This is a genomic window from Mycobacterium sp. SMC-17 (assembly GCF_045310915.1).
Classification (GTDB): domain Bacteria; phylum Actinomycetota; class Actinomycetes; order Mycobacteriales; family Mycobacteriaceae; genus Mycobacterium.
Genome location: NZ_JBJIAK010000043.1, coordinates 1 through 25674, shown reverse-complemented (window position 1 = coordinate 25674; position 25674 = coordinate 1). Strand labels below are relative to the sequence as shown.

Genomic DNA, 25674 nt, shown 5'->3' with positions numbered 1-25674 from the left:
GCCCTGTGCCGGTTGACTCTGCGGTCTGGGCGGGGATTGTCGAGTAGCCATGTGCGTAGACGCAGAGTCAACGCCCGGGCCGAGCATGCCCCTGTTGACCCTGCAACCTGGGCGCGAATTGCCGAGTAAGCGTGTACGTAGGCGCGGGATCAACGCCATCCGACGTTCACCCTGCAACCTGGGCGCGAATTGTCGAGTAACCATGTGCCAGGGTGCAGAGTCGACGCCCAGGCCGAGCATGCCCCTGTTGACCCTGCAACCTGGGCGCGAATTGCCGAGTAACCATGTACGTAGGCGCAGGATCAACGCCCAGGCCGGCGCGAAACCGGCCAGACAAGTACCCGGTCAGCCGTCGTAGTCGACCGACACCGTCGGGCTGGTCGGATGTGACTGGCAGGTGAGGATGTAGCCGGCGTCGAGGTCGTCGCGCCCGAGGGCGAAGTTCTGGTCCATCTCGACCGTGCCGCCAAGCAGTTTGGCCCGGCAGGTGCCGCACGCACCACCCATGCACGAGTAGGGCGCGCCGATTCCCGCCTGCAGTGCGCTTTCCAGGATCGTGTCGCCGGCGGCGAGACCGAAAGTCTGCTTCTTTCCGGACAATTGGACGGTGACGGTGGCCGACTGGTGGTCGCGCGCAGGCGCGTCGCCGCGGTCGAAGCCGGTGAACAATTCCAGATGGATCCGCTCGGGTTCGACGCCACCCTCGATCAGCGTCTCGCGCGCACCGGTGGACATCGCGGCCGGGCCGCACAGGAACCACTCGTCCACGCTCTCGGGATGAAGGTCGCCCGTGAGCCAGTGGGCCAAGCGTTGCGCATCGATGCGGCCGGACAGCTCCGGGGTATGCCGCGGCTCGGCCGACAACACGTGCCGGATTTCGAGGCGGTCGGCATAGCGGGATTCGAGACGGTCGAGTTCGGCGCGGAACATCGTCGACTCTTTGGTGCGGTTGCCGTAGATGAGCGTGAACCGGCTCTCGGTTTCGAGCTCCATGACGGTCGCCAGGATCGACAGCACCGGGGTGATGCCGCTGCCGGCCACCAGCCCGACGTAATGCTTGCGGTGCAGCGGATGCAGGGCAGAGCTGAAGCTGCCGGCCGGAGTCATCACCTCCAGGACGTCGCCGGCCCTGAGGTGCTCGGCCACGAATCCCGAGAATGTCCCTCCCGGAATGTGTTTCACCGCGATCCGCAGCTGGGCCCGCGTGGCCGGCGCGCAGATCGAATAGCTGCGGCGCACGCCCTCGCCCCCCAGGTCGGTGCGCACCGAGACGTGCTGGCCGGGTTCGAACCGGAACTGGTCCTGCAGTGCCTCGGGAACGGCGAAGGTCACCAATGTGCTGTCTGCGGTGATCGGGTCGACCGCGGCCACCGGGATCCGGTGGAACACCGCGTGCGATGAACTCGAGCGCGCCGGCATCCGCACCGGCAGCAGCCGACCGAGCTTGCCGTTCAGTTGCTTCCACTCCCGGAATTCGCCGGAGTCGAGCCCCTGCCCGAACACCGTGGAGATCGCGGCGTTCCGGTCCAGGTAGGCCTCCTCGTTGCGGCGCCAGGTCTTGGTATAGCGGTAGAACGGCACCGACGGGTGCAGGTGGTGCACCAGGTGGTAGTTCTGCGACAGCATCAACGGGGTGTAGAGCCACTCCATCCCCACGCGGGTTCTGGTCGCCCGGTAGCGGTCACTGCGTTGAGTGTCCGCCAACCCGTGGTGCGGCATCCAGTCGAACCACCACGCCAAGACGACCACCGCGATGCGCTGCGGAATGACGAAGACGACGGCCAGCGTCCAGAAGTGGCCCGACATGATCGCGACGATCAACCCGGCCACCGAAATGGCCACGCATGCCAGGGTTTCAGCGACCTCGGCCTTGGGACGACCGCGAACCTTGCGGATCAGATAAGTGCCGTACGAAACGTCGAGTACGGCCCAGCGGAACGGCAGTTGCCACGCCGGCCCATGGGAGGCGAAGGTGTCCGGATCGTTCTCGTCGTCGTTCGAATGCCGGTGGTGCTCAATGTGAATGAACCCGAAAGAGGGGAACGAGATCAGCGGCTGGACGAACGGCACAGCCAGCCGTCCGAACAAGCCGTTGACCCAGCGCGTCGAGCTGATGGCATAGTGCACGGCGTCGTGGACGACGGTGAACATCGTGAAGGTCACCACCGCGTTGACCACGATGGGCACCCACATCGGAGCGGCGCCGCCCAGATAAGCGACGGTCGACGTGACGAATGCCGCGGCTCCCGCGAGAAACAGCGCGACAGTCGGCCATGCCAACTTCGGCACCTGCTCGCCCGGATCGGGCAACGCCGTTCGCGCGGCGGGTTGGCTTTCTGCCCGGTCGGCCACTTCGACTGACGACATTCGACACTCCGTCTTTCGGGCAACCCTCGTTGGTTGCGTCTGCCGAAAAACGCTACGGACGGGGCCGACGCGACTGAATGTTCCAACGGGACGTCGATTTGGTATTTTCGGACAGTGGGAATGGCCCCGGTCTGGGCGGTGCCGCGGGGCACCGAAGGCGTCCGCATCATGGTGCAGGGCGCCATCGCGCATGGGATGACAGCCGCCGAATGTCTGGCAGGTAGCGGACTGACCGAAGCCGACCTGGACGACGAGAACGCCGAAATCTGGGCGCATCAGGAATTCGACGTCATCCGCAATCTCATTGCGGAACTTGGCGACAGACCGGGTGTCGGCATCGAGGTGGGAGTGCACTCCACTCTGGGACGGGCCGGCTTGCTCGGCTTCCTGATCCTGGCCAGCCCCAATCTGCGGCAGGGGGTGGAACTGATCCTGCCTTATCTCGCGCTGTCCCCCACGCACCTGCGGTTCTCGGTGGAGACCGACGACCAGTACGGATACCTCGTCGCCGATGACAGCGAATTGCCCACGGACGTCAGGTCATTCATCGTCGAGCGGGACCTGGCCGGATTCGTCGCCGCGACACAGGGCGCAAATTTGGCGCTGACACCGGCCTGGGCGGACACGACACTCGACGCCGATCGCGCCGAAAAGCTCGCCGAACTGTGGGGGCTTCCGGTATCGGCTGTACGTTCCGGCCAGTGCACCAACCGAATCGCCGCCACACACGAAGTACTGGAGATGCCGTCGCCGCTCGCCGACGCCAATACGGCACGCAAGATCGAGCAGCAATGCCGGGACCTGCTCGAGCGCAGGCTCTCTCGCGTCGGCGTGGCGGGCCAGGTCCGCAGCCGGCTGCTGCACAACCCCGGCGAACTGCCGTCGATGCCGACCATCGCCGACGAATTGCACATCGACCAGCGCACGCTGCGCCGTCGGCTCGCTGCCGAGGGCACCTCCTACCGCGCGTTGCTCGACGAGGTCCGCCGCCAGCTGGCCCTCGAGCTGCTCCAACAGGACCTTTCGGTCGAGGAGATCTCCCGGCACCTGGGGTACGCCGAAACGGCCAATTTCACCCACGCTTTCAAGCGCTGGGAAGGCACGGCACCGAGCTACTTCCGCAGGCCGCGTTAGCCCCGCTCTGGTCGGCTTCCGCAAGCGCTCGTACCCCACGACAAAATGGCGTGCTTGATGCGCTCGAAATCGACAAAGTGGACATAGTTATCCGCGCCACAACCGCAGAGAATCAGCAGTACACAAGCCGTTCGATCACCAGGAGCAACCGATGACCGACATCACCTATCGACTGGCGCAGAAGCGCAACATCGTCACCGCGCTGCCCGGTCCGCGATCGGCCGAGATGTCGGCGCGCCGCCAGGCCGCCGTGGCCGGCGGCGTCAGCTCCTCGGCCCCGGTCTACGCCGCGGACGCCGACGGCGGCGTCATCGTCGACATCGACGGCAATTCGCTGATCGACCTGGGTTCGGGCATCGCCGTCACCAGCGTCGGCGCATCGCACCCCGGTGTCGCCGCGGCAGTGGCCCAGCAGGCCGCCCGCTTCACGCACACCTGTTTCATGATCACCCCGTACGAGGGCTACGTGGAGCTCGCCGAGCGGCTCAACGCCATGACCCCCGGCGATCACGAGAAGCGCACCGCATTCTTCAACTCGGGCTCCGAAGCCGTCGAGAACGCGGTCAAGGTCGCGCGGCTGGCCACCGGCCGGCAGGCCGTCGTCGCCTTCGACCACGCCTACCACGGCCGCACCAACATGACCATGGCCCTGACCGCCAAGGCCATGCCCTACAAGACGCAGTTCGGTCCGTTCGCGCCCGAGATCTACCGCATGCCCGCGTCGTACCCGTACCGCGATGGCCTGACCGGCGAGGCCGCCGCCAAGGCCGCCATCAGCCGCATCGAGACCCAGATCGGCGCCGCGTCGCTCGCCGCGGTCATCATCGAGCCCATCCAGGGTGAGGGCGGCTTCATCGTGCCCGCGCCGGGATTCCTTGCCACCATTGTCGATTGGTGCAAGGCCAACGGCGTCGTGTTCATCGCCGACGAGGTGCAGACGGGCTTCGCCCGCACCGGATCCTGGTTCGCCTCCGACCACGAGGGCATCGTCCCCGACATCATCACCATGGCCAAGGGCATCGCCGGCGGCATGCCGCTGGCCGCCATCACCGGCCGCGCCGACCTGCTGGACGCCGTGCACCCCGGTGGCCTGGGTGGCACGTACGGCGGTAACCCTGTCGCCTGTGCCGCGGCGCTCGCCACGCTCGACGCCATGGCCGAGATGGACCTGCCTGCCCGCGCCCGCGCCATCGAAACCGCGGTCGTGCCCAAGCTGCAGGCCCTGACCGACACCGGAGTGATCGGTGACGTCCGTGGCCGCGGCGCCATGCTGGCCATCGAGATCGTCAAACCGGGTACCAATGAGCCGGATCCGGTTCTCACGAAAGCCATTGCGGCAGAGGCCTTCAAGCGCGGCGTCATCCTTCTGACCTGCGGCTCGTACGGAAACATCATCCGCCTGCTCCCGCCGCTGGTCATCAGCGACGAGCTGCTCGACGAGGGCATCGCCGTCCTGGTAGACATCGTGCGCGAAATGGCGGCAGCCCGATGATCGACCGCACCACGCTGCTGGAGTCCATGCCCACCGAGCTGTGGCTCGGCGGCCTGCAGGTCCCCGCTTCCACTGGAGCGCGGTTCGCCGTGCACGACCCGGCTACGGACGCCGTGCTCATCGAGGTCGCCGACGCCTCGCCCGCCGACGGTGCCCGCGCCCTCGACGACGCGGTCGCCGCGCAGGCATCGTGGGCCGCCACCCCGGCCCGGGAACGCGCCGAAATCCTGCGCCGCGCTTGGGAACTGGTCATGGAGCGTCGCGACGACTTCGCCCTGACCATGACCCTCGAGATGGGCAAGCCCCTGGCCGAGAGCCAGGGTGAGGTCAACTACGGCTGCGAGTTCCTGCGCTGGTTCGCCGAAGAAGCGGTGCGGATCAACGGCCGCTACACGCAGTCGCCCACCGGCACCGGCCGCATCCTGGTCACCAAGCAGCCCGTCGGCCCGACCCTCGCCATCACACCGTGGAACTTCCCGCTGGCCATGGGTACCCGCAAGATCGGCCCGGCGCTGGCTGCCGGTTGCACCATGATCGTCAAGCCCGCGGCCGAGACCCCGCTGACCATGCTGCTGCTGGGCCAGGTGTTCGCCGACGCCGGCCTGCCCGCCGGCGTGCTGTCGATCCTGCCGACCACCGATGCCGCCGGTCTGACCGGCCCGCTGCTGACGGACCCGCGGCTGCGCAAGCTGACGTTCACCGGCTCGACCGGTGTCGGACGAAAGCTGTTGGCACAGTCCGCAGACCGGGTGCTGCGCACCTCGATGGAACTCGGCGGCAACGCCCCGTTCGTGGTGTTCGACGACGCCGACCTGGACGCCGCGATCGACGGTGCCATGGCCGCCAAGATGCGCAACATGGGTGAGGCATGTACCGCCGCCAACCGCATCCACGTCGACAACGCGGTCCGTGCCGAGTTCACCGAGAAGCTCGCCGCCCGCATGGCGGCACTGGCCACCGGCCCGGGCGACCAGGCGGGCAGCCAGGTCGGTCCGCTGATCACCGCCAAGCAGCGGGCGACGGTCGACGAGCTGGTGCAGGACGCCGTCAACAAGGGCGCGACGGTGGCCACCGGCGGCAAACCCGTTGAAGGCGAAGGCTTCTTCTATCCGCCGACGGTGCTCGCCGACGTGTCGACCGACGCCCGCCTCCTGCGCGAGGAGATTTTCGGACCGGTCGCCGCGATCATCGGATTCGACGGCGAACAGGCCGGCATCGATGCCGCCAACGACACCGAATACGGCCTGGCCGCGTACGTCTACACGCAGGGCCTGGACCGGGCACTGCGGGTCGCCGAGGCAGTCGAGGCCGGCATGGTGGGCGTCAACCGCGGCGTCATCTCCGACGTGGCCGCGCCGTTCGGCGGTATCAAGGAATCCGGCATCGGCCGTGAAGCCGGCAGCGAGGGCATCGAGGAGTACCTCGAGACCAAGTACATCGCCCTTCAGTAGTTGCGCCGCAACAACTTTCCCCTCTCCCTCCACACACAGACATCCAATTAAATAGACCGGAGTAGTCCTCCCATGCAGAATTCCGCTGCCCGGGTGTCTTTCGACGCCGACGGGCTGAACAACCACGCCCAAATCCAGTGGCCCGGGCATCCGCCGTTCCTGGCCGACGTCTGCGCGATGTTCGAGTCCTTCGGCCTGCGCGTCGCCTCGTACCACCACTCCGACGATGCCGGGCACTGCTACGAGTTCGGCGATCTCTCGCTGTCCGAGGCGACACGTGACCTGGTCGCGCAGGCCTGTGAGGCCGCCATCGCGGGGCGCTGGAGCGTCGACCGGTACGCGATGCTCATCGTCGCGGCCGGCATCGACTGGCGCCGCGCGGTGCTGATCCGCGCGGCGTGCCGGTTCCTCCGGCAGACGGGCCTGGGATTCTCCGAGGACTACATCATCGAATCCCTGGTCGCCGCAACCGGTTTCGTGAACGCATTGCTGGCGCTGTTCGACGCCCGGTTCAACCCGGACGCCACCGCTGACGTCGAGCAGGCGGATCGAGAGGTCGCCGGTCTCGTGGATGCCGCCACCTCGCTGGACGACGACCGGATCCGGCGGGCACTGCACGCCTTCGTGGCGGCGACACTGCGCACCAACTGGTTCCAGGTCGGCGCCGACGGCCTACCCAAGGACTACGTGTCGTTCAAGATCGACTCGGCGCGCCTGTCGATCACCGGACCTGTTGTGCCCTACCGCGAAATCTTCGTGCACTCCGACACCGTCGAGGGTGTGCATCTGCGCAGCGGCGCGATCGCCCGCGGCGGCCTGCGCTGGTCCAACCGGGCCGAGGACTTCCGTACCGAGGTCATGGGCCTGATGAAGACGCAGGCCGTGAAGAACGCCCCGATCGTGCCGACCGGCGCCAAGGGCGCCTTCGTCTTGCGGTCGACTGCGGCCGATCCCACTTCCGTTGATCCTGCAGCGGGCTACCGCACCTTCATCCGCGGCCTGCTCGACGTCACCGACAACATCGTCGACGGCACCGTCCGCCATCCCGACTGCACCGTGTGCCCCGACGGCGACGACGCCTACCTCGTCGTGGCCGCCGACAAGGGCACCGCCACGTTCTCGGACCTGGCCAATTCCATTGCCGCCGAATACGACTTCTGGCTGGGCGACGCCTTCGCCTCGGGCGGGTCGGCCGGGTACGACCACAAGGCCATGGGCATCACCGCCCGCGGTGCGTGGTTGTCGGTGCGGCGGCACTTCGCCGAGGCCGGCCATGACATCGACGTCGAACCGTTCACCGTGGCCGGCATCGGCGACATGTCGGGTGATGTGTTCGGCAACGGAATGCTGTTGTCCCGCAACATCAAACTGGTCGCCGCGTTCGACCACCGGCACATCTTCCTGGATCCGAATCCGGATACGGAGACCTCGTACGCCGAGCGCGACCGCCTCTTCCGGCTCCCCCGATCCAGCTGGCAGGACTACGACCCGGCGCTGATCTCGTCGGGCGGCGGCGTGTGGTCACGCACCGCCAAGTCGATTCCGCTGTCGGATCAGGTCCGGGCCCGCCTGGGCATCACAGCCGCCGAATGCACGCCCGACGAGCTGATCAGCGCGGTGCTGCGGGCACCGGTCGATCTGCTGTGGAACGGCGGCGTCGGCACGTATGTTCGCGCCGATGACGAGACCGACGCCGACGCCCAGGACAAGGCGAACGACCGTGTACGGGTCACCGCATCGCAGTTGCGCTGCAAGGTGATCGGCGAGGGCGGCAACCTCGGGCTGACGCAACAGGCCCGGATCGCGTTCGCGCTTCGCGGCGGCCGGGTCAACGCCGACTTCATCGACAACGCCGCCGGGGTCGCCACCTCCGACCTCGAGGTCAACCTCAAGATCGCACTGGACTCCGGCACCATCGCCACCGCCCGACGCAATGCGCTGCTCGCCGGTGCCACCGACGACGTCGCCGCACGGGTCCTGGCCGACAACGCCGACCAGATCCTCGCGATCAGCATGGCTGCCGCCGAGGCCGGCTCACTGTTGGAGCGGCACGTCCGGCTCATCGGCAACCTACAGGACGTGGCCGGCGTCGACCCCGATGTCGAGGGACTGCCGTCGAAGCAGGAACTGGATCGCCGCCGTCTCGTCGGACTCGGGCTCACCCGTCCCGAAATCGCCGTGCTACTGGCACAATCCAAGAATCTGGTGTCGCAGGAGCTGTTGGCCTCCGACGTGCCGGATCACGAGATGTTCGTCGGCCGCCTGGTGCAGTACTTCCCGGCCGGCATCGCCGAGCACGTCCGGGCAGAGATCGCGAACCACCCGCTGCGGCGCGAGATCGTCGCGACCTCGGTCGCCGGTGAGCTGATCAACCGCGTCGGTCCCGGCACCATCTACCGCATGCAGGAGCGACTATCGGTGAGTACGGCCGACGTGGCGATGGCATACGCGACGGTGCGCGACATCCTCGATCTCGACAACCTGTGGTCCGAGGTGCTGACCGGTAAGACCGATGAGAGCGGGCGCATCCAGGCGCTGCTGGAGATCCGGGAACTGCTTGAGCACCTGACGTCGTGGGTGGTGCGCAACGGCGCGGGCAACCGCGACCGGGTGAGCGCCGCGGTCAGCCGGTTGATGGCGGTCAGCTCTTCTTGAGCTCCTCGGCGAGCATCACGATGATGCCGCTGGGCCCACGGACATACGTGAGCTTGTAGATGTCTTCGTAGGTCGCCACGCCGCGCAGCGGATGGCAGCCGTGCCGCGCGGCGATCTCGAGGGCAGCGTCGATGTCGTCGACCGAGAACGCGACGCGGTGCATGCCGATGACGTTGGGCAGAATGGGCTCCGACTCGATGGCCTCGGGATGGATGTACTCGAAGAGCTCGATGCGGCCGTGACCGCCCGGCGTCTCGAGCATCGCGATGTTGGCGTGGTTACCGTCGAGACCCACCGCGGTTTCGGTCCATTCGCCGCTGACCGTGGCACGGCCGACCACCGTCAGCCCCAGGTCGGTAAAGAACGCGATGGTCGCGTCGAGATCGCGCACGGCGATGCCGACGTTCTCGAGTTTGATGGCCATATCCCGGATGCTACCCAGCAGGGCACTGACCAAACCCGGGACCGTCGGTCGCCGTGACACCGCCGCTAGCTGTACAGCTTGGCGACGATCGCGCCGAACTCGTCGTCTTCGAGTACCGGGGTGGCTTCGATCTGGAGATACTCCTGCCATTCGGAGATGAGCTCGAACACCGGCTTGGCGTCAGCAGCCTCGATCACCGAGCAGCCGCTGCCGTTGAGGCCGAACCACCTGCCGAGTTGGGTCGCTCCGTCGGGCGGTTTCGCACCCGTCTGCAGGAAGTGTTCGGCCGTCGCCCGCATCCGAGCCGGATCGATGGCATGCCATTGCACCAGATATTTCATGAGAAGCCGCCTTTGAAGTCAGTTGTCGGGCACTGCGGGTCGCGGCCGAGGAGCCGTCGCGACCTCCCGAACATCAGCGGCGTCCATGGGGCGATGACTTCAATAAAGCACCACCCGGGCAGCTGGGTCATCAGCCAAATGGCTGAGATCAGATCACTGCGCCGACGGCTGGTGCTGCGTGATGCAGTGGATGCCACCGCCGCGCTCGAACAGCGGCCGGGCATCGACGCTGACCACGCGCCGGCCGGGATACTGCTCGGCCAGGATCGCCGCCGCGTCGGCGTCGCGCGGATCACCGAACGCGCACGCGATGACGCCGCCGTTGACCACCAGGTGGTTGATGTAGCTGTAGTCGACGTAGCCCTCGGCATCGGTCAGCAGGTCCGGTGCGGGAAGTTCGATGATCTCCCACGGCCGGCCCGCGGCGTCACAGGTCTCGGCGAGGGCCTCGCGAATCTCCTTGCACACCAGGTGGTCCGGATGCACATCGGAGCGCTGCGCATGCAGCAGCAGGCGCCCCGGTGACGTGATGGCCGCGACGATGTCGACGTGTCCGCGGGTGCCGAAGCGCTCCGAGTCGCGTGTCAGACCACGCGGCAACCACACGGCGTGGGTGGCGCCGAGGGTGCGGGCCAGTTCGGCCTCGATGTCGGCCTTGGTGGCGCCGGGATTGCGGCCGGGGTCGAGTTGGACGGTCTCGGTGACCAGCACCGTGCCCTGCCCGTCGACCTGGATACCGCCGCCCTCGTTGACCAACGCCGAACTGATCACCGGAACGCCGGCCCAACCAGCCACGGCGGCACCGATTTTCGCGTCACGATCCCAGCGTGCCCAGTCCTGGCCGCCCCAGCCGTTGAACACCCAGTCCACCGCGGCCACCGAACCGTCGGCGGCGTGCACGAAGGTCGGGCCGATGTCGCGCATCCAGGCGTCGTTGAGCGGCGCCTCGACGATGTCGACCTCGGCGGACAGATACCGCCGCGCGGCAGCCGTCTCCGCGGGGTCAACCACGACGGTCACCGGCTCGAACTCCAGCACCGCGTGGGCCACGGCAGCCCATGTCGAGCGCGCCTCGTGGTGTTCGGTTTCGTTGTCCCCCAAGGAATATCCTTCGGACGGGAACGCCATCCACACCCGGTCCTGTGGTGCGCTCTCCGCAGGCATCACGTAGTTCGTCATTTCACCACCGCGGTGGCCTCGTGGCCGGCGCCGTACGGACGTTGCGCGTCGACCGGTGCGGTCAGCGCGCCGTAGCTCTCGGGCCGGCGGGTCAGCAGGAACGGGAACAGCTCCAGCCAGTCGCGGCGCTGGTCGAGGTCCAGATCGGCGACCAGCACCGCCTCCTCGTCGCGCGGCGCCTGCACCAGCACCCGGCCATAGGGGTCGGAGATGAACGACGAGCCGTAGAAGGTCACGGTGCCCTCGTCGCCAATTCGGTTGGGCACCACCATGAAAAGGCCGCTGTTGATGCCGTTGGCGACGATGACCTGCTGCCACAGCGGCTGCGTGTCGAACGCCGGGAAGACCGGTTCGGATCCGATGGCCGTCGGGTAGACGACGATCTCCGCACCGCCGAGCGAGTAGTTGCGAGCCACCTCGGGGAACCATTCGTCCCAGCACGTCGGCATTCCGAGCTTGGCGCCGAGTCCCTCCGGCTCGTAGACCGGGTACGGGTTGCCCTCGGCAGGACCGGCCCGGAAGTAGGTGTCCTCGTAGTAGCCCGCCGAGATCGGGATGTGCATCTTGCGGGTCCGGCCGGCGAGCTCGCCCGACGGGGAGACCAGGATCGCCGTGTTGAAGCCCAAACCGTCTGCCGCCGGCGACTTTTCGTAAAGCGACGCGTGCACGAAGATGCCGTTGGCGCGGGCCGCCTCGGCGGCGAGTGCGAACGTCGGTCCGTCGAGGAGATCTTCGGCGGTATCCCCCGGGTTCGGGCCGGCCGGGGTGTCGGCGGGATACCGCAGCAGGGTGATCTCCGGCAGGCAGACCAGCGCGGCGCCCTCTCCGGCCGCGCGGTCGATGCCGTCACGCAGCACCTTGGCGAGCTCATCGGCATCGGGACGCCAGCGGTGCTGCACCAGGCCGACCCGCACCGGCGGGCGCGTCGACTCGGTGCTGCGGGACAGCGACTCGGGTGCGGTGGCGGTCAGGGTGATCATCAGCTCGACTCCTAAAACGAATTAGATTCGTTTTATTCTGGCCCCACTTACCCCCGCTTGTAAAGAGGTAGTAGACATATGCCATGGGCCGCCCCTCCAAACCGCTGCTTTCCACGGATCGCATCGCCGGCGCAGCAATGGATTTGGTCAACAAGACCGGCGGCTTCACCGTGCCGGAACTGGCCCGGGCCCTCAAGGTCAGCCCGTCATCGCTGTACAACCACGTCGCAGGACGTGAACAGATCGTCGAGCTGCTGCGTGAACGGGCGATGTCCGGGGTCGCACTGCCCGCCGACGACCCGCAGCGCCCGTGGACCGACGTCGTCGCCGACATCATGCGGTCCTACCGCCAGAGCTACGCCCGCTACCCGCGGCTCATCCCCCTGCTGACGTCGCACGCGGTGAACAGCGACCACGCCCTCACCATGTACAACGTGCTGGCTGTGGCGTTCGACCGGGCCGGGTTCGATCCCGCGGACACGCTACGGGCCATCACCCTGATCGACTCGTTCGTGCTGGGCTCGGCACTCGACGTGGCCGCGCCCGACGAACCCTGGCAGGCCGGTGCCGATGTCGGTCCGGAGTTCGCGGCCGCACTGGCCACCGGCAGCACCAAACCCGAACGCGCCGACGATGCCTTCGAATTCGGCATCACGGTGCTACTGCGCGGACTGGCGGCGGTCCCCTCGGCCGAGTGACTACTCGGCGGCGTCGCCCTCGGGCTTGCCCTCGCCCTCGGCGGCCTTGTCGCCGTCCTTGGCCTCCACCTCAACCTTCGGCAGAACCGCGTCCAGCGCCGCCCCGGTGATCCGGCGGAACGCGCGGCGCGGCTTCTTGGCATCGAGGATCGCCACCTCGAGCGTCGCGGCCCCCAACACGCGGTCGCCGGCCCCGGCGTGCAGCGCGTCGACGGCGATCTTCACCGCGTCGGCCAGGCTCGCGTTCTCCTGGTAGGAGTCGTTGAGTGCGGCAATGATCGGCTCGGTGGTACCACCCATGACGACGAAATGCGGCTCGTCGGCGATGGACCCGTCGTACGTGATCCGGTACAGCTCAGGGGCTTTCGTCTCGCCGTAGTGCGCCACCTCGGCGACGCACAGTTCGACCTCGTAGGGCTTGGCCTGCTCGGTGAAGATGGTGCCGAGGGTCTGGGCGTACACGTTGGCCAACTGGCGGCCGGTGACGTCGCGCCGGTCGTAGGCGTAGCCCCGGGTGTCGGCGAACTGGATGCCGCCACGACGCAGGTTGTCGAACTCGTTGAACCGGCCGACCGCGGCGAAACCGACGCGGTCATACAGCTCGCTGACCTTCTGCAGTGACCGCGACGGGTTCTCCGCCACGAACAGCACGCCCCCGTCGTAGGCCAGCACGACAACGCTGCGACCCCGCGAAATACCTTTGCGCGCAAGCTCGGACCGTTCCCGCATCGCCTGTTCGGGCGAGATGAAATACGGAAAGCTCATCAGGCATTACCTCTCGCGCGCGTCCGGTTGGCGATGACTTCCCGGGCCAGCGCGGCGATGCGCTCCTCGGTGACCTCTTCGGCGCCCTCGGCACCGATCAGTACCGCGGTCGGATAGATGCCACGCGTCAGATCCGGTCCGCCGGTGGCCGAATCGTCGTCGGCCGCGTCGTACAGCGACTCGATGGCGACCTTCAGCGCCGAATCGGCGTCGGTCACATGCGAATACAGCTTCTTGATCGATGACTTGGCGAACAGCGAACCCGAGCCCACCGACTGGTAGCCCTCTTCCTCGATGTTCCAGCCACCCGCGGCGTCGAACGAGACGATGCGACCGGCATTGCCCGGGTCGGAGTCGTCCAGGTCGTAGCCCACCAGCAGCGGCAGCGCGACGAAGCCCTGCAGGGCCGCACCGAGATTGCCGCGCACCATGATGGCGAGCCGGTTGACCTTGCCGCGGAACGTCAGCGGCACGCCCTCGAGCTTCTCGTAATGCTCGAGTTCGACGGCGTACAGCCGTGCGAACTCCACGGCGATGGCCGCGGTGCCGGCGATACCGGTCGCGGTGTAATCGTCGGCGATGTGCACCTTCTGCACGTCGCGGCTGGCGATCATGTTGCCCTGGGTGGCGCGGCGGTCACCCGCGATCAGCACGCCACCGGGGAACTTGATCGCGACGATCGTCGTGCCGTGGGGCAAGTCGGCACCGCTGGTCACAGAATCACCCACCACCGGCAGCAGGTGGGGCGCCTGCCGGCTGAGGAAGTCCGAAAACGAGGACAGGTTCAGGTGGGGTGAGTTGACATCCAGTCGATCAGAGAAAGGCCCGAACGCTGCCGTCACTGGCCGCCCTTTTGGACGTACGCGCGCACGAAGTCCTCAGCGTTCTCTTCCAGCACGTCGTCGATCTCGTCGAGCAGGTCGTCGGTGTCCTCAGCGAGCTTCTCGCGACGTTCCTGACCTGCTGCGGACGGGCCGGAGAGGTCGTCGTCCTCGCCGCCGCCACCGCCGCGCTTGGTCTGTTCCTGAGCCATCGCCGCCTCCTGATTGCTCGATTCTCTGACTTCACACTACCGGTCCGCGCCCGGGTTCCCCGGGAACACAACCAGTTACGTCGTGAGCTGCTCCACCAACTCGACCGCACTGTCCACCGAATCGAGCAACGCACCGACGTGAGCCTTGCTTCCACGCAGCGGTTCCAGCGTCGGAATCCGCACCAGCGACTCGCCGCCGAGATCGAAAATCACCGAGTCCCAGCTGGCCGCGGCGATGTCCGCGCCGAACCGGCGCAGGCACTCACCACGGAAGTAGGCGCGGGTATCGGTGGGCGGATTCTCCACCGCGTCGAGCACCTGCTGCTCGGTGACCAGCCGCTTCATCGAGCCGCGCGCCACCAGGCGGTTGTACAGACCCTTGTCCAGCCGCACATCGGAGTACTGCAGGTCCACCAGGTGCAGGCGCGGCGCGTTCCAACTCAGGTTCTCCCGCTGCCGGAAGCCCTCCAGCAGGCGCAGCTTGGCCGGCCAGTCCAGGAGGTCGGCGCATTCCATCGGATCGCGTTCCAGCAGGTCCAGCACGTGGGCCCAGGTCTCCAGGACGTGGTCCGCGCGCGGGTCCGGATCGCGGCGTTCCTGCAGCTTGGCCACCCGGTCCAGGTAGATGCGTTGCAGCGCAAGGCCGGTCAGCTCGCGGCCGTCGGCCAGGGCCACGGTCGCGCGCAGCGACGGGTCCCGGCTGATGACGTGCACCGCGTGCACCGGGCGCGCCAGCGCCAGGTCGGACAGCTCGATGCCCTCGGCCGGCCCGAACTCGATCAGATCGAGCACCAGCGACGTGGTGCCCACCTTGAGGTACGTCGACGTCTCGGCCAGGTTGGCGTCACCGATGATGACGTGCAGCCGGCGGTACTTGTCGGCGTCGGCGTGTGGCTCGTCGCGGGTGTTGATGATGCCGCGCTTGAGCGTCGTCTCGAGCCCCACCTCGACCTCGATGTAGTCGGCGCGCTGCGTCAGCTGGAACCCCGGCTCGTCCCCCGACTGCCCGATGCCGACCCGGCCGGAACCCGTCACGACCTGGCGGGACACGAAGAACGGCGTCAGGCCGGCGATCACCGAGTTGAACGGCGTCTGCCGGCTCATCAGATAGTTCTCGTGCGTGCCGTACGACGCGCCCTTGCCGTCGACGTTGTTCTTGTACAGCTGCAGCCGGGCCGCACCCGGGACGCTGGCGACGTAGCGCGCAGCGGCCTCCATGACGCGTTCGCCGGCCTTGTCCCAGATGACCGCGTCCATCGGGTCGGTGACCTCGGGAGCGGAGTACTCCGGGTGGGCATGGTCGACGTACAGGCGCGCGCCGTTGGTGAGGATCATGTTCGCCGCGCCGATCTCGTCGGCGTCGACGATCGGAGCCGGGCCCGTGGAGCGGCTCAGGTCGAAGCCACGCGCGTCGCGCAGCGGGGACTCCACCTCGTAGTCCCACCGCGTGCGCTTGGCCCGCTGGATGCCGCTGGCCGCCGCGTACGCCAGCACCGCCTGGGTGGACGTGAGGATCGGGTTCGCGGTCGGATCAGACGGCGACGAAATGCCGTATTCGACCTCAGTTCCGATGATCCGTTGCATGCCGCCAAGACTAGACGGCTGTCGATACGCGACGATTAGCCGCATGACCACATCACCGGCAGACCGGGTCGCCGCCGAGACCTGGTTTCTGCGCCGCGGGCTGCCCGCGGTACTGCGTCCGGGGGCGCTGGTACGGCGGCTGTGGCAACGCTCGGCCCCGGCGCTGGCCGCGTTCGCGGTGTTCATGGCCAACTCGATCCTCGTCACCGCCGTCACCGGCAAACACACCATCAACATCGAGGGGCAGCCCACCCGGACCGAGTGGTTCGTCCTGGCGTTACTCCTGCTGGTGGCGCCGGTGGCCGCGCTGGCGGGCTGGCTGGTGTCGCGCATCGCGTCGTGGCGCAATCGTGCCGGCGTGGCCGCGGTATCGGTGGCCGTGTGTGCCGTCGGCACGGTGCTCGGCGGTCCCGGTCCGAAAGTCGGCGGCAACCTGATCTACGTCGGCGTGATCGTCGCCGTCATCCTGGTCTGTACCGCGACCGGAATCGGCTCGATTCTCGGCTGGGCCCTGGACACCACGGCGCACAACCTGACGCTCGTGGGCAGCCTCTTCGTGCGGGCCCTGCCGATCATGCTGCTGACGGTGCTGGTGTTCTTCAACACCTACGTCTGGCTGATGGCGGCCATCGTCAGCCGGGCCCGGCTGTGGTCCGCGCTGGGCTTCCTGGCGCTGATCGCCGTGGCGTTCGTCATCGCGACCACCATCGACCGGGTCCGGCCGATCCTGACGGCGTCGGCGCCTGACGCACCCGAGGCCCAGGACGCGGTACTGGCCGACACCCCGTTCGTGCACCTGCCCGCGCCCGCGCACCGAATCCCGTTGTCGCGCATCGAACGTGTCAACGTCGTGTTCGTCCTGGCCATGTCGCAGGTGCTGCAACTGCTGATCGTCGCGCTGGTGACGGCCTTCATCTTCCTGGTGCTCGGCCTGATCCTGATCAGCCCGAAGCTGCTGGCGGAATGGACGCGGGGCAACGGCTCGCCCGACGGCACCATCTTCGGCATGACACTGCCCATTCCGGAGTCACTGATCCAGACGACGCTCTTCCTGGGCGCCCTGACCTTCATGTACATCACGGCGCGCACCACGACCGATGCCGAGTACCGCGCCGAGTTCGTCGACCCACAGGTCGACAGCCTGCGCCGCCGGCTCGACGCACGGGACCGCTACCTCGCCGACCTCAGACATGAGTGAGGGCCATGTGCGCAATTCCGGAGTATTGCGCGCACGGCCCCCACACCTGCTGTCCTGTTACAGGTACTGCCCCAGGTTGCTCTCGGTATCGATGGCCCGGCTGGCCGACGAACTCTTGCCGGTGACCAGCGTGCGGATGTAGACGATCCGCTCGCCCTTCTTGCCCGAAATCCGTGCCCAGTCATCGGGATTGGTGGTGTTGGGCAGGTCCTCGTTCTCGGCGAACTCGTCGACGATGGAGTCCAGCAGATGCTGCACCCGCAGACCGCGCTGCCCGGTTTCCAGCACCGACTTGATGGCGTACTTCTTGGCCCGGTCCACGACGTTCTGGATCATGGCACCGGAGTTGAAGTCCTTGAAGTACATGACCTCCTTGTCGCCGTTGGCGTAGGTGACCTCGAGGAAGCGGTTGTCGTCGATCTCCGCGTACATCCGGTCCACGATCTTCTCGATCATGGCCTTGATGGTCAGCGCGCGATCGCCGTTGAACTCGGCGAGGTCGTCGGCGTGCACCGGCAGTTCCTCGGTGAGGTACTTGCTGAAGATGTCCTGCGCCGCTTCGGCGTCCGGCCGCTCGATCTTGATCTTCACGTCCAGGCGGCCGGGCCGCAGGATGGCCGGGTCGATCATGTCCTCGCGGTTGGAGGCGCCGATGACGATGACGTTCTCCAGGCCTTCGACACCGTCGATCTCACTGAGAAGCTGTGGCACCACGGTGGTTTCGACGTCGGAGCTGACGCCGGTGCCACGGGTACGGAAGATCGAGTCCATCTCGTCGAAGAACACGATCACCGGGGTGCCCTCGGAGGCCTTCTCGCGAGCGCGCTGGAAGATCAGGCGGATGTGCCGCTCGGTCTCGCCGACGAACTTGTTGAGCAGCTCGGGACCCTTGATGTTCAGGAAGTAACTCTTCGCTTCCCGGGCGTCGTCGCCGCGCAGCTCGGCCATCTTCTTCGCCAGCGAGTTGGCGACGGCCTTTGCGATGAGCGTCTTGCCGCAACCAGGAGGGCCGTACAGCAGCACGCCCTTCGGCGGCCGCAGCGCGTACTCCCGGTACAGGTCCTTGTGCAGGAACGGCAGCTCGACGGCGTCGCGGATCAACTCGATCTGCCGCGTCAGGCCACCGATGTCGCTGTAGGCGACGTCGGGCACCTCTTCGAGGACCAGGTCCTCGACCTCGGCCTTGGGGATGCGCTCGAAGGCGTACCCGGCCTTGCTGTCGACCAGCAGCGAGTCGCCCGGGCGGAGCTTGCGCGCCCGCTCGTCGGCCAGGTCGTCGACGCCCTCGAGCACCTCGGCGACCTCGGGGTCGAGGAATTCGAGCGCGATCAGCGGCTCGGCGAGCCAGACGATGCGCTCCTCGTCGGCATGGCCGACGACGAGGGCACGCTTCCCGTCGTTCAGGATTTCGCGCAGGGTGCTGATCTCGCCGACCGACTCGAACGACCCGGCCTCGACCACTGTCAGCGCCTCGTTGAGGCGGACGGTCTGGCCCTGCTTGAGTTCGGACACCTCGATGTTCGGCGACACCGACAGCCGCATCTTGCGGCCGGAGGTGAAGACGTCGACGGTGTCGTCGTCGTGGGTGAGCAGCAGGACGCCGTACCCGCTGGGCGGCTGCCCCAGCCGATCGACTTCCTCACGGAGCGCCAGCAACTGCTGCCGCGCCTCTTTGAGCGTGTCCATCAACTTGCCGTTGCGGGTCGTCAGCGAATCGATGCGGGCTTCGAGTTGCTGCACGTCACGCGGTCCGCGATGCGTCGCGGCCGCGTTCGTGAGCTGCTCTCGCAGCGCCGCCGTCTCGCTGCGAAGCCGCGCCAACTCGGCGGCATCGGTGCTGGACATGGGGTTCTGACGAGATGTGCCCGGGCTGCCGAAGGCGTCCGGGCGATCCATTTCAGACATCTTGCTGCTCCTTTCCCACACCGGAAGTTGGTGCGGCGGATACCTCAACGCTACCGGCGATCTGCCGATCGTGGGCGTCGAAGGAATTGCGACACACGGGTGTCCCTCTGACCGCGCTGTTAACCTCATACCCGAGTCGGGCTCATCGAAAGGACCGCAGTGATCGTCAAATCCCTCGTCACCGGCATCGCAGCCACCGCCCTCGTCGGCGCCGCAGCAGTCGGTACGACCGTGGCTTCGCAGACGGCCATCCCGACCACCGGCACGTCGACCGCGGTCGCGCCGGTCGTCCGCCAGGTCCCGCTGCCGCAGGCGCCCGCGCCGGGCCTGCAGTCGTCGCTGGTCTCGACGCTCAACGGGCTGACCGCCGCCGGGAGCTTCGCCGGGTCCAAGGGCAGCTACATCCAGGGCGGCGTGGGGCGGCTCGAGGCCATCACCGCCGACCGGGCCTACAGCAACGCCGTGAAGCAGGGCGTGTTCCCCATGAGCTTCGCCGTTGCCGACATCGATGACCTCGGAGACGGCACCGCGACGGCCAACGTCACCGCCACCGCGGCCACCGGCGCCACCGCAGCCCAGCCGCTGACCTTCGTCGCCGGCTCCAGCCCCACCGGCTGGCAACTGTCCAAGGGCTCGGCCATGGCCCTGCTGTCGTCGGTTAAGTAGGCGCCAGGACCAGCCCGGTGAATCCGACCCGAGGGACCTTGATCGCCGTCGTCGCGGCGGCGATCGGGTTGGCCGGGTGCAGTGAGCATGTCGAGCCGCCGGCCGACCCGATGCCCCGTTCACTGCTGACCACCGACGCCAAGGCGCCCGAGGCGGCGCCGCTGCCGTCACCCGACGCGATCACCGCGGTGCTGTACAAGATCGCGGACCCCGCGGTGCCGTCGGCACAAAAGATCGGGCTGATCCAATACGGCACCGCCGAGGACCAGGCCGGGCTCGACAACTTCACCAGGGCGCTTCGCGACAACGGCTTCAACCCGATGAACGTCACGGCGACCGACCTGCTGTGGTCGGCCGGGCAGCCGGGCGACATCATCGCCACGATCACCATCAGTTCGGTCGCCGCGCCGGACAACAAGTTCACGTTCCCCATGGAATTCAGCCCCATCCGGGACGCCTGGCAGCTGAACCGGCAAACCGCCAACCTGCTGCTCAAGCTGGGACAACCCGGCGGACCGGGCGCGTCGGGCGCGGCACCGACGCCTGGTCGCTGAGCTGTCGAATGTGGGTCGGGTGGCTGGAATTCGACCTGTTGCTGGGCGATGTGCACTCACTCAAAGAGAAGCGCTCGGTGATCCGGCCGATCATCGCCGAACTGCAGCGCAAGTTCTACGTGTCCGCAGCCGAGAGCGGAAATCAGGATCTGCACCGCCGGGCGGCCATCGGGGTGTCGGTCGTGGCGGCTGACCGCCATCACGTCGTCGAGGTGCTCGATGCCGCCGAACGTCAGGTTGCGGGACGCCCGGAGATCGAGCTGCTGTCCGCGCGGCGCGGCCTCGTCAGCAGCGAGGACTAGATGTTGCGCTTGCGCCGCAGCGGCTGCGGCGTCACCGCCCCCGGCGCGAGGCGGCGCGCGCTGATCAGGAACGCGGTGTGGCCCCGCATCGAATGCTGCGGGCGCACCGCGAGTCCGACGACGTCCCAGCCGCGCTGCAGCGACTCCCACGACCGCGGCTCGGTCCAGCACTGCTGCTCACGCAGCGCCTCGACCGTCTTCGACAGCTGCGTGACGGTCGCGACGTAGACGATCAGGACGCCGCCCGGGACCAGCGCCTTCGACACCGTCTCCAGCACGTCCCACGGCGCGAGCATGTCGAGCACCACCCGATCGACCTCGCCACCGTCGTGGTCATTGAGGTCGGCGATGACCAGGTTCCAGTTCTCCGGCCGTTCGCCGAAGAAGGTCTCGACGTTGCGCACCGCGTGCACCGCATGGTCGTCGCGCACTTCGTAGGACGTCACAGAGCCGCCCGGGCCGACGGCGCGCAGCAGCGAACACGTCAACGCGCCGGAACCCGCGCCGGCTTCCAAAACCCTTGCACCCGGGAAGATGTCGCCCTCGTGCACGATCTGCGCGGCGTCCTTGGGGTAGATCACCTGCGCGCCGCGCGGCATCGAGAGGACGTAGTCGATCAGCAGCGGACGCAGCACCAGGAACGGGTCGCCGTTGGTGGATTTCACGACGCTGCCCTCGGGCTGGTCGATCACCGAATCGTGGGCGATGATGCCGCGATGGGTGTGGAATTCCCCACCTGTCGCCAGCACCATCGTGTAGTGCCGGCCTTTGGCGTCGGTCAGTTGGACGCGGTCGCCGACGGTGAAGGGTCCGGTGATTCTCACCGGGCCAGCCTGCCAGCCGACCCGCCCGGGCGGACGGCCGGGGTTCGGCAACTTTGTCGTTGCCCCCACTTAAGCTGCTGGCATGACCACCCCCACTGCGCCCACCCGGCGGCCGGCGCTGTCGCCGTCGCGGGCCGGTGACTTCAAACAGTGCCCGCTGCTGTACCGGTTCCGGGCCATCGACCGGCTGCCGGAGCCGCCGTCGACCGCGCAGTTGCGCGGCTCGGTGGTGCACGCCGCGTTGGAGCAGCTGTACGCGCTGCCTGCCACCGACCGCGTGCCGGAGACCGCGTTGTCCCTGGTGACACCGGCGTGGGACGCCGTGGTGGCAGAGAAGCCCGAGTTGGCCGAGGAGATCGCGCCCGAGCTGCGGGAGACGCTGCTGAAGGAAGCGCGGGCCCTGCTGTCGGGTTACTACCGGCTCGAGGATCCGACGCGCTTCGACCCGCAGAGCTGCGAACAACGCGTCGAGGTCGAGTTGTCCGACGGCACCCTGCTGCGCGGTTTCGTCGACCGGATCGACGTCGCGCCGACCGGCGAGCTCCGCGTGGTCGACTACAAGACCGGGAAGGCCCCTCCGGAAGCGCGGGCACTGGCCGAGTTCAAGGCCATGTTCCAGATGAAGTTCTACGCGGTGGCGCTGCTCCGGCTGCGGGGCGTGGTGCCGGCGCGGCTGCGGCTGCTGTACCTCGCCGACGGCCAGGTCCTCGACTACAGCCCCGACCTGGCCGAGTTGGAGCGGTTCGAGAAGACCCTGATGGCCATCTGGCACGCCATCCAGAAGTCGGGCGAGACCGGCGACTTCCGGCCCAACCCGTCCAAGCTATGTTCCTGGTGCACGCACCAAGACCTGTGCCCCGCGTTCGGCGGCACTCCCCCGCCCTATCCGGGCTGGCCCGACGGTTTCGGAATCGCATGATCGACTGCTACTACCGTCGGCTCGACGCCGACGGTGATGTTCAACGCTTCGAATCGACCGAAGGCACCGGCAGCAACTGGGATTCGAGCATTCAGCACGGATCACCGCCCTTGGCGCTGCTGACCAAGTCGATCGAGGAGCTCGCCGCCGGTACCGGCATGCAGGTCGGCCGGCTGACTCTCGACATCCTCGGCGCCATTCCGGTTGCGCCGGTTGCGGTTCGGGCGTGGGTGTCGCGGCCCGGTTCGCGGATCTGCATGATGACCGCGGAGATGACGGCCGCGCAGCGCGACGGTTCCGAACGTGCGGTCGCGCGGATGTCGGCCTGGTTGTTGGCAACAACTGATACGAGAGACGCCGCCCTGGACCGCTACCCGCCGATGAAGCGGTTGCCCGACACCGGTTTCCGGCATCACTGGCAGGGCCGGCCCGGCTACCTGGAGACGGTCACCTGGGTTCCGCAGCCTGACGACGCGGGCGCGGCCGTCGTGTGGATGCAGCCGCTGGTCTCGTTGGTCGACGACGAGAAACCGACCGACCTGCAACGGCTGGCGATGGTCGTCGACTCCGCGAATGGCGTTGGCGCCGCGCTGGATCCGAACGAGTTCATGTTCATGAACACCGACACCACGGTGCACCTGCACCGCGCGCCCGTCGGCTCGGAGTTCTGCCTGCGGGCGCGTGGTTCGATCGGGCCCGACGGTCTCGGGTCGACCACCGCCGAGCTGTTCGACGAACAGGGCTTCATCGGGACGTCAGCGCAGACGCTGCTGGTGCAGCGACGCTGAGTCGGGATCACTTGCCGACGTCGACCGCCGACGTGGGCGCGTCGAAGAAAACGCGCAACGCCGCGAGGTCGCCGCTGATGTCCACGAGTGGCGCGACGTCATCGAGGGCGAGCAGGCCTGCCGCGAGCCCGAGCACAATCTGAGCCTCGGCCGTCAGCACGGCTTCGAGCTGGCGGCCATCGGGCCAGCCGACGTCGATGCCGGACTCGGTCGCACTCAGTTGGACGGTGACGCCGTCCACCACGATTCCCACCGTGGTCGGCCGATCGCCGGGCACACGCGTGGACAACAAGGCCGGCAGCGCCAGGAGCAGTCCGTCGGCGCGGAAGGAATCGCCCTCCGGGCCGCGGATCATCAGCGGCGTCGACCATCGGATCATGGCGTAGATCGGCTCCCGCAGCCGAGCACCCCAGTCGGTGAGGGCGTACGTGATCGCGTTGGCCTCCCCGGACAGGCGCCGTTCCACCACGCCGGCGGATTCGAGATCGCGGAGCCGGTCGGTCAATAGGTTCGTCGCGATCCCCGGCAGCCCCTCCCGCAGCTCACCGAAGCGTGCCGGCCCGATCAGGAGCTGGCGGACGACCAGCAGATTCCACCTGTCACCCACCACATCCAGCGCCCTGGCAAGACCGCAGTACTGGCCGTAGTCTCGACTCATCATCACCCACTTGCTAATTTAAAGTACAGTTCACTATATCAACCATCTCGAGGGACGGCGGCCATGACCATCGAACAACCAACTCGGCCTGCGCGCCGCAAGGCGGGCATCCTGGCCGCCGTCTACGTCGCCGTGCTGGCCATCAACCTCGACGTGACGATCGTCAACGTCGCCCTGCCCAGCATCGCGACCCAACTGCACGCCGACACCCGCGGCCTGCAATGGGTCGTCGACGGTTACACCCTGACCTTCGCGGCCCTCGTCTTGGCCGCAGGCGGCCTGTCTGACCGCTACGGCCGCCGCCCGGCGCTCCTCATCGGATTGCTCGGATTCGCCGTCACCAGCGGCATCGGCGCGGCGTCCACCAGCACCGAAGCCCTCGTCGCGGCGCGGTTCGGCACGGGCGTCTTCGCCGCGCTGATCTTCCCCACCACCCTGTCGATCATCACCAACACGTTCGACGACCGCCGCCAACGCGCGGCGGCACTCGGCGGTTGGGGCGCCGTGGTCGGCGTCGGCGTCGCCGCCGGACCGGTCACCGGAGGCCTTCTGCTCGAACACTTTTCGTGGAGCAGCGTCTTCTGGGCGCTCATCCCGCTGGCGCTGCTGGCCGCGGTTCTCGGGTTCTTCCTGGTGCCAGAATCGCGCGACCCGGGTGTGCCACCGCTCGACATCCGGGGCCTGATCACGTCGACCGCGCTCCTCGGGGTGCTCGTCTACACCATCATCGAAGCCCCCGCCCGCGGCTGGCACAGCCCCGCGACGCTGTCCGGATTTGTCGCTGCCGCGGCGCTGACCCCGGCCTTCGTGACGATCGAGCAGGCCGCAGAGCACCCCATGCTCGACGTCAGGCTCTTCACCGACCGCAGGTTCAGCGCCGCCAGTGCGTCGGTGGCCGTCACCTTCTTCGCACTGTCCGGCTTCATCTTCCTGATCACGCAGTACTTCCAGGTGCTGCGCGGATTCAGCCCGTTCTCGACCGGTGCCCGCATCCTGCCCGTCGCCGGGTCCATCGCCATCGGCTCCATCGCCGGCGGGCTGCTCGCACCGCGTATCGGTACTCGTGTCGTCGTGGTCAGCGGGCTGGCGTCCTTCGGCACCGCGATGGCCTGGATTGCCGGCACCATCGACACCGACACCCCCTACTGGGCCACCATCGTTGCGCAGATGGTGCTCATGGGCCTGGGCATCGGTCTGGTCTCCACTCCCGCAACAGAATCCATCATGCTGGTGCTGCCGCCGGCCCGCGCCGGTATCGGTTCGGCGGTCAACGACGCCACGCGCGAGCTGGGCGCCACACTCGGCGTGGCCATCGTCGGTTCGCTCTTCTCGTCGATCTTCAGCGCCCGTCTCGCCGACAGCGCCTTCGCGGCGACCGGGAGAGCCGAGGAGGCCGGCGACTCCGTGCCGACCGCGTTCGGGATCGCCACCGCACACCCCGAACTCCTTGCCGCCGTGCAACATTCATTCCTCAGCGGCATCACCGCGGCGTGCGCCGTCGTCGCGGCGCTGTGCTACGCCGCGGCTGCCGCCGGCGTCTTTGCGCTACCCGGACGACGGTTTCAGCCTCCGGTCGTCGCGCCGAGCGCGTCACACCAACCGGGGCCGACCACACCGGTGGCCCAGCAAGCTTGACTCCTGGCGTTCGTGCGCCGGCGCCGCCGTTTGTTGTGCGCTAGATGTACTCGGCCATGACGTTGGTAGCGGGCGTGTTGGCTTGATGTGGGGAGAACCTCCGGGTGAGGTGTGGCTTGTCG

Annotated in this window: 24 protein-coding genes; 12 read left to right on the top strand and 12 right to left on the bottom strand. The window is 67.7% G+C overall.

Annotated elements, in window-relative coordinates; genetic code table 11:
* Positions 1-345: 345 nt before the first annotated feature.
* Positions 346-2367, bottom strand: coding sequence for a fatty acid desaturase (locus ACJH7A_RS22965; RefSeq protein WP_212811983.1), 2022 nt, complete (start codon positions 2365-2367; stop codon positions 346-348).
* 120 nt (positions 2368-2487) lie between these two features.
* Between ACJH7A_RS22965 and ACJH7A_RS22960 the strand changes: the two genes are divergently transcribed.
* The 4 genes from ACJH7A_RS22960 (at position 2488) to ACJH7A_RS22945 (ending at position 9099) form a co-directional block, all read left to right on the top strand.
* Positions 2488-3501, top strand: a complete 1014-nt coding sequence (locus ACJH7A_RS22960) for an AraC family transcriptional regulator (protein ID WP_212814860.1) — start codon at positions 2488-2490, stop codon at positions 3499-3501.
* Positions 3502-3652: 151 nt separating this feature from the next.
* Positions 3653-4993, top strand: coding sequence for a 4-aminobutyrate--2-oxoglutarate transaminase (gene gabT, locus ACJH7A_RS22955; protein ID WP_293021223.1), 1341 nt, complete (start codon positions 3653-3655; stop codon positions 4991-4993).
* On the top strand, positions 4990-6444 hold the full coding sequence (locus tag ACJH7A_RS22950) for an NAD-dependent succinate-semialdehyde dehydrogenase (RefSeq protein WP_293021221.1): 1455 nt from the start codon (positions 4990-4992) through the stop codon (positions 6442-6444). Before gabT ends, ACJH7A_RS22950 begins: the two co-directional genes overlap by 4 nt.
* A gap of 72 nt (positions 6445-6516) precedes the next feature.
* Positions 6517-9099: an NAD-glutamate dehydrogenase domain-containing protein gene (locus tag ACJH7A_RS22945; RefSeq protein WP_406802762.1), complete on the top strand. Its 2583-nt coding sequence runs from the start codon at positions 6517-6519 to the stop codon at positions 9097-9099.
* On the opposite strand, the gene ACJH7A_RS22940 is transcribed toward ACJH7A_RS22945, so the two are convergent.
* The 4 genes from ACJH7A_RS22940 to ACJH7A_RS22925 form a co-directional block, all read right to left on the bottom strand.
* A complete protein-coding gene (locus ACJH7A_RS22940; protein WP_061001608.1) occupies positions 9086-9523 on the bottom strand; it encodes a VOC family protein in 438 nt (145 codons plus the stop codon). The genes ACJH7A_RS22945 and ACJH7A_RS22940 overlap by 14 nt on opposite strands.
* Before the next feature lie 65 nt (positions 9524-9588).
* The gene (locus ACJH7A_RS22935) at positions 9589-9864 is read right to left on the bottom strand and encodes a DUF3303 domain-containing protein (RefSeq protein ID WP_212811987.1); all 276 of its coding nucleotides are present in this window, start codon (positions 9862-9864) and stop codon (positions 9589-9591) included.
* A 153-nt stretch (positions 9865-10017) separates the two neighbouring features.
* Positions 10018-11043, bottom strand: coding sequence for an agmatine/peptidylarginine deiminase (locus ACJH7A_RS22930; protein ID WP_406802761.1), 1026 nt, complete (start codon positions 11041-11043; stop codon positions 10018-10020).
* Positions 11040-12023, bottom strand: a complete 984-nt coding sequence (locus ACJH7A_RS22925; protein WP_053853861.1) for a nitrilase-related carbon-nitrogen hydrolase — start codon at positions 12021-12023, stop codon at positions 11040-11042. Before ACJH7A_RS22925 ends, ACJH7A_RS22930 begins: the two co-directional genes overlap by 4 nt.
* An 83-nt stretch (positions 12024-12106) precedes the next feature.
* Between ACJH7A_RS22925 and ACJH7A_RS22920 the strand changes: the two genes are divergently transcribed.
* Entirely contained in the window at positions 12107-12721 is a 615-nt protein-coding gene (locus ACJH7A_RS22920) for a TetR/AcrR family transcriptional regulator C-terminal domain-containing protein (RefSeq protein WP_212811989.1), read from the top strand.
* On the opposite strand, the gene prcA is transcribed toward ACJH7A_RS22920, so the two are convergent.
* The 4 genes from prcA to dop form a co-directional block, all read right to left on the bottom strand.
* Positions 12722-13486, bottom strand: coding sequence for a proteasome subunit alpha (prcA, locus tag ACJH7A_RS22915; RefSeq protein ID WP_212811990.1), 765 nt, complete (start codon positions 13484-13486; stop codon positions 12722-12724). It abuts the gene before it with no gap.
* Complete coding sequence (prcB, locus tag ACJH7A_RS22910; RefSeq protein ID WP_244872592.1) at positions 13486-14328, bottom strand: proteasome subunit beta; 843 nt, start codon at positions 14326-14328, stop codon at positions 13486-13488. The genes prcA and prcB overlap by 1 nt, the downstream gene beginning before the upstream one ends.
* Entirely contained in the window at positions 14325-14519 is a 195-nt protein-coding gene (locus ACJH7A_RS22905; RefSeq protein ID WP_064986355.1) for a ubiquitin-like protein Pup, read from the bottom strand. Before ACJH7A_RS22905 ends, prcB begins: the two co-directional genes overlap by 4 nt.
* A 75-nt stretch (positions 14520-14594) precedes the next feature.
* Positions 14595-16103 carry a depupylase/deamidase Dop gene (dop, locus tag ACJH7A_RS22900; protein WP_061001615.1) on the bottom strand — a complete coding sequence of 503 codons (1509 nt, stop codon included), beginning with the start codon at positions 16101-16103 and terminating at the stop codon, positions 14595-14597.
* Between the two features lie 43 nt (positions 16104-16146).
* Between dop and ACJH7A_RS22895 the strand changes: the two genes are divergently transcribed.
* Positions 16147-17301, top strand: a complete 1155-nt coding sequence (locus ACJH7A_RS22895) for a hypothetical protein (RefSeq protein ID WP_061001616.1) — start codon at positions 16147-16149, stop codon at positions 17299-17301.
* Between the two features lie 57 nt (positions 17302-17358).
* Here the strand turns inward: ACJH7A_RS22895 and arc are convergent, their stop codons facing one another.
* A complete protein-coding gene (gene arc, locus ACJH7A_RS22890; RefSeq protein ID WP_374704280.1) occupies positions 17359-19197 on the bottom strand; it encodes a proteasome ATPase in 1839 nt (612 codons plus the stop codon).
* A 168-nt stretch (positions 19198-19365) separates the two neighbouring features.
* Here arc and ACJH7A_RS22885 point away from each other — a divergent pair, with 168 nt between their 5' ends.
* From ACJH7A_RS22885 to ACJH7A_RS22875, 3 genes are read left to right on the top strand one after another with little or no spacing between them, the layout of a single operon-like run.
* Complete coding sequence (locus tag ACJH7A_RS22885; RefSeq protein WP_406802760.1) at positions 19366-19872, top strand: hypothetical protein; 507 nt, start codon at positions 19366-19368, stop codon at positions 19870-19872.
* A 17-nt stretch (positions 19873-19889) separates the two neighbouring features.
* A complete protein-coding gene (locus ACJH7A_RS22880; protein WP_061001619.1) occupies positions 19890-20426 on the top strand; it encodes a hypothetical protein in 537 nt (178 codons plus the stop codon).
* Between the two features lie 8 nt (positions 20427-20434).
* A complete protein-coding gene (locus ACJH7A_RS22875) occupies positions 20435-20728 on the top strand; it encodes a DUF503 domain-containing protein (protein WP_138248709.1) in 294 nt (97 codons plus the stop codon).
* Here ACJH7A_RS22875 and ACJH7A_RS22870 read toward each other — a convergent pair.
* Positions 20725-21552: a tRNA (adenine-N1)-methyltransferase gene (locus ACJH7A_RS22870; RefSeq protein WP_406775945.1), complete on the bottom strand. Its 828-nt coding sequence runs from the start codon at positions 21550-21552 to the stop codon at positions 20725-20727. The two genes, ACJH7A_RS22875 and ACJH7A_RS22870, sit on opposite strands and share 4 nt — an antisense overlap.
* An 82-nt stretch (positions 21553-21634) precedes the next feature.
* Here ACJH7A_RS22870 and ACJH7A_RS22865 point away from each other — a divergent pair, with 82 nt between their 5' ends.
* Together ACJH7A_RS22865 and ACJH7A_RS22860 are read left to right on the top strand one after the other, a co-directional pair.
* Positions 21635-22471 carry a RecB family exonuclease gene (locus tag ACJH7A_RS22865; protein WP_406802759.1) on the top strand — a complete coding sequence of 279 codons (837 nt, stop codon included), beginning with the start codon at positions 21635-21637 and terminating at the stop codon, positions 22469-22471.
* Positions 22468-23259, top strand: coding sequence for a thioesterase family protein (locus ACJH7A_RS22860; RefSeq protein WP_212811999.1), 792 nt, complete (start codon positions 22468-22470; stop codon positions 23257-23259). Before ACJH7A_RS22865 ends, ACJH7A_RS22860 begins: the two co-directional genes overlap by 4 nt.
* Before the next feature lie 7 nt (positions 23260-23266).
* Here the strand turns inward: ACJH7A_RS22860 and ACJH7A_RS22855 are convergent, their stop codons facing one another.
* Complete coding sequence (locus tag ACJH7A_RS22855; protein WP_212814862.1) at positions 23267-23917, bottom strand: helix-turn-helix domain-containing protein; 651 nt, start codon at positions 23915-23917, stop codon at positions 23267-23269.
* A 63-nt stretch (positions 23918-23980) separates the two neighbouring features.
* On the opposite strand from ACJH7A_RS22855, the gene ACJH7A_RS22850 reads away from it, so the two are divergent.
* On the top strand, positions 23981-25552 hold the full coding sequence (locus tag ACJH7A_RS22850; RefSeq protein WP_346415702.1) for an MFS transporter: 1572 nt from the start codon (positions 23981-23983) through the stop codon (positions 25550-25552).
* The last annotated feature ends 122 nt before the right edge of the window (positions 25553-25674 follow it).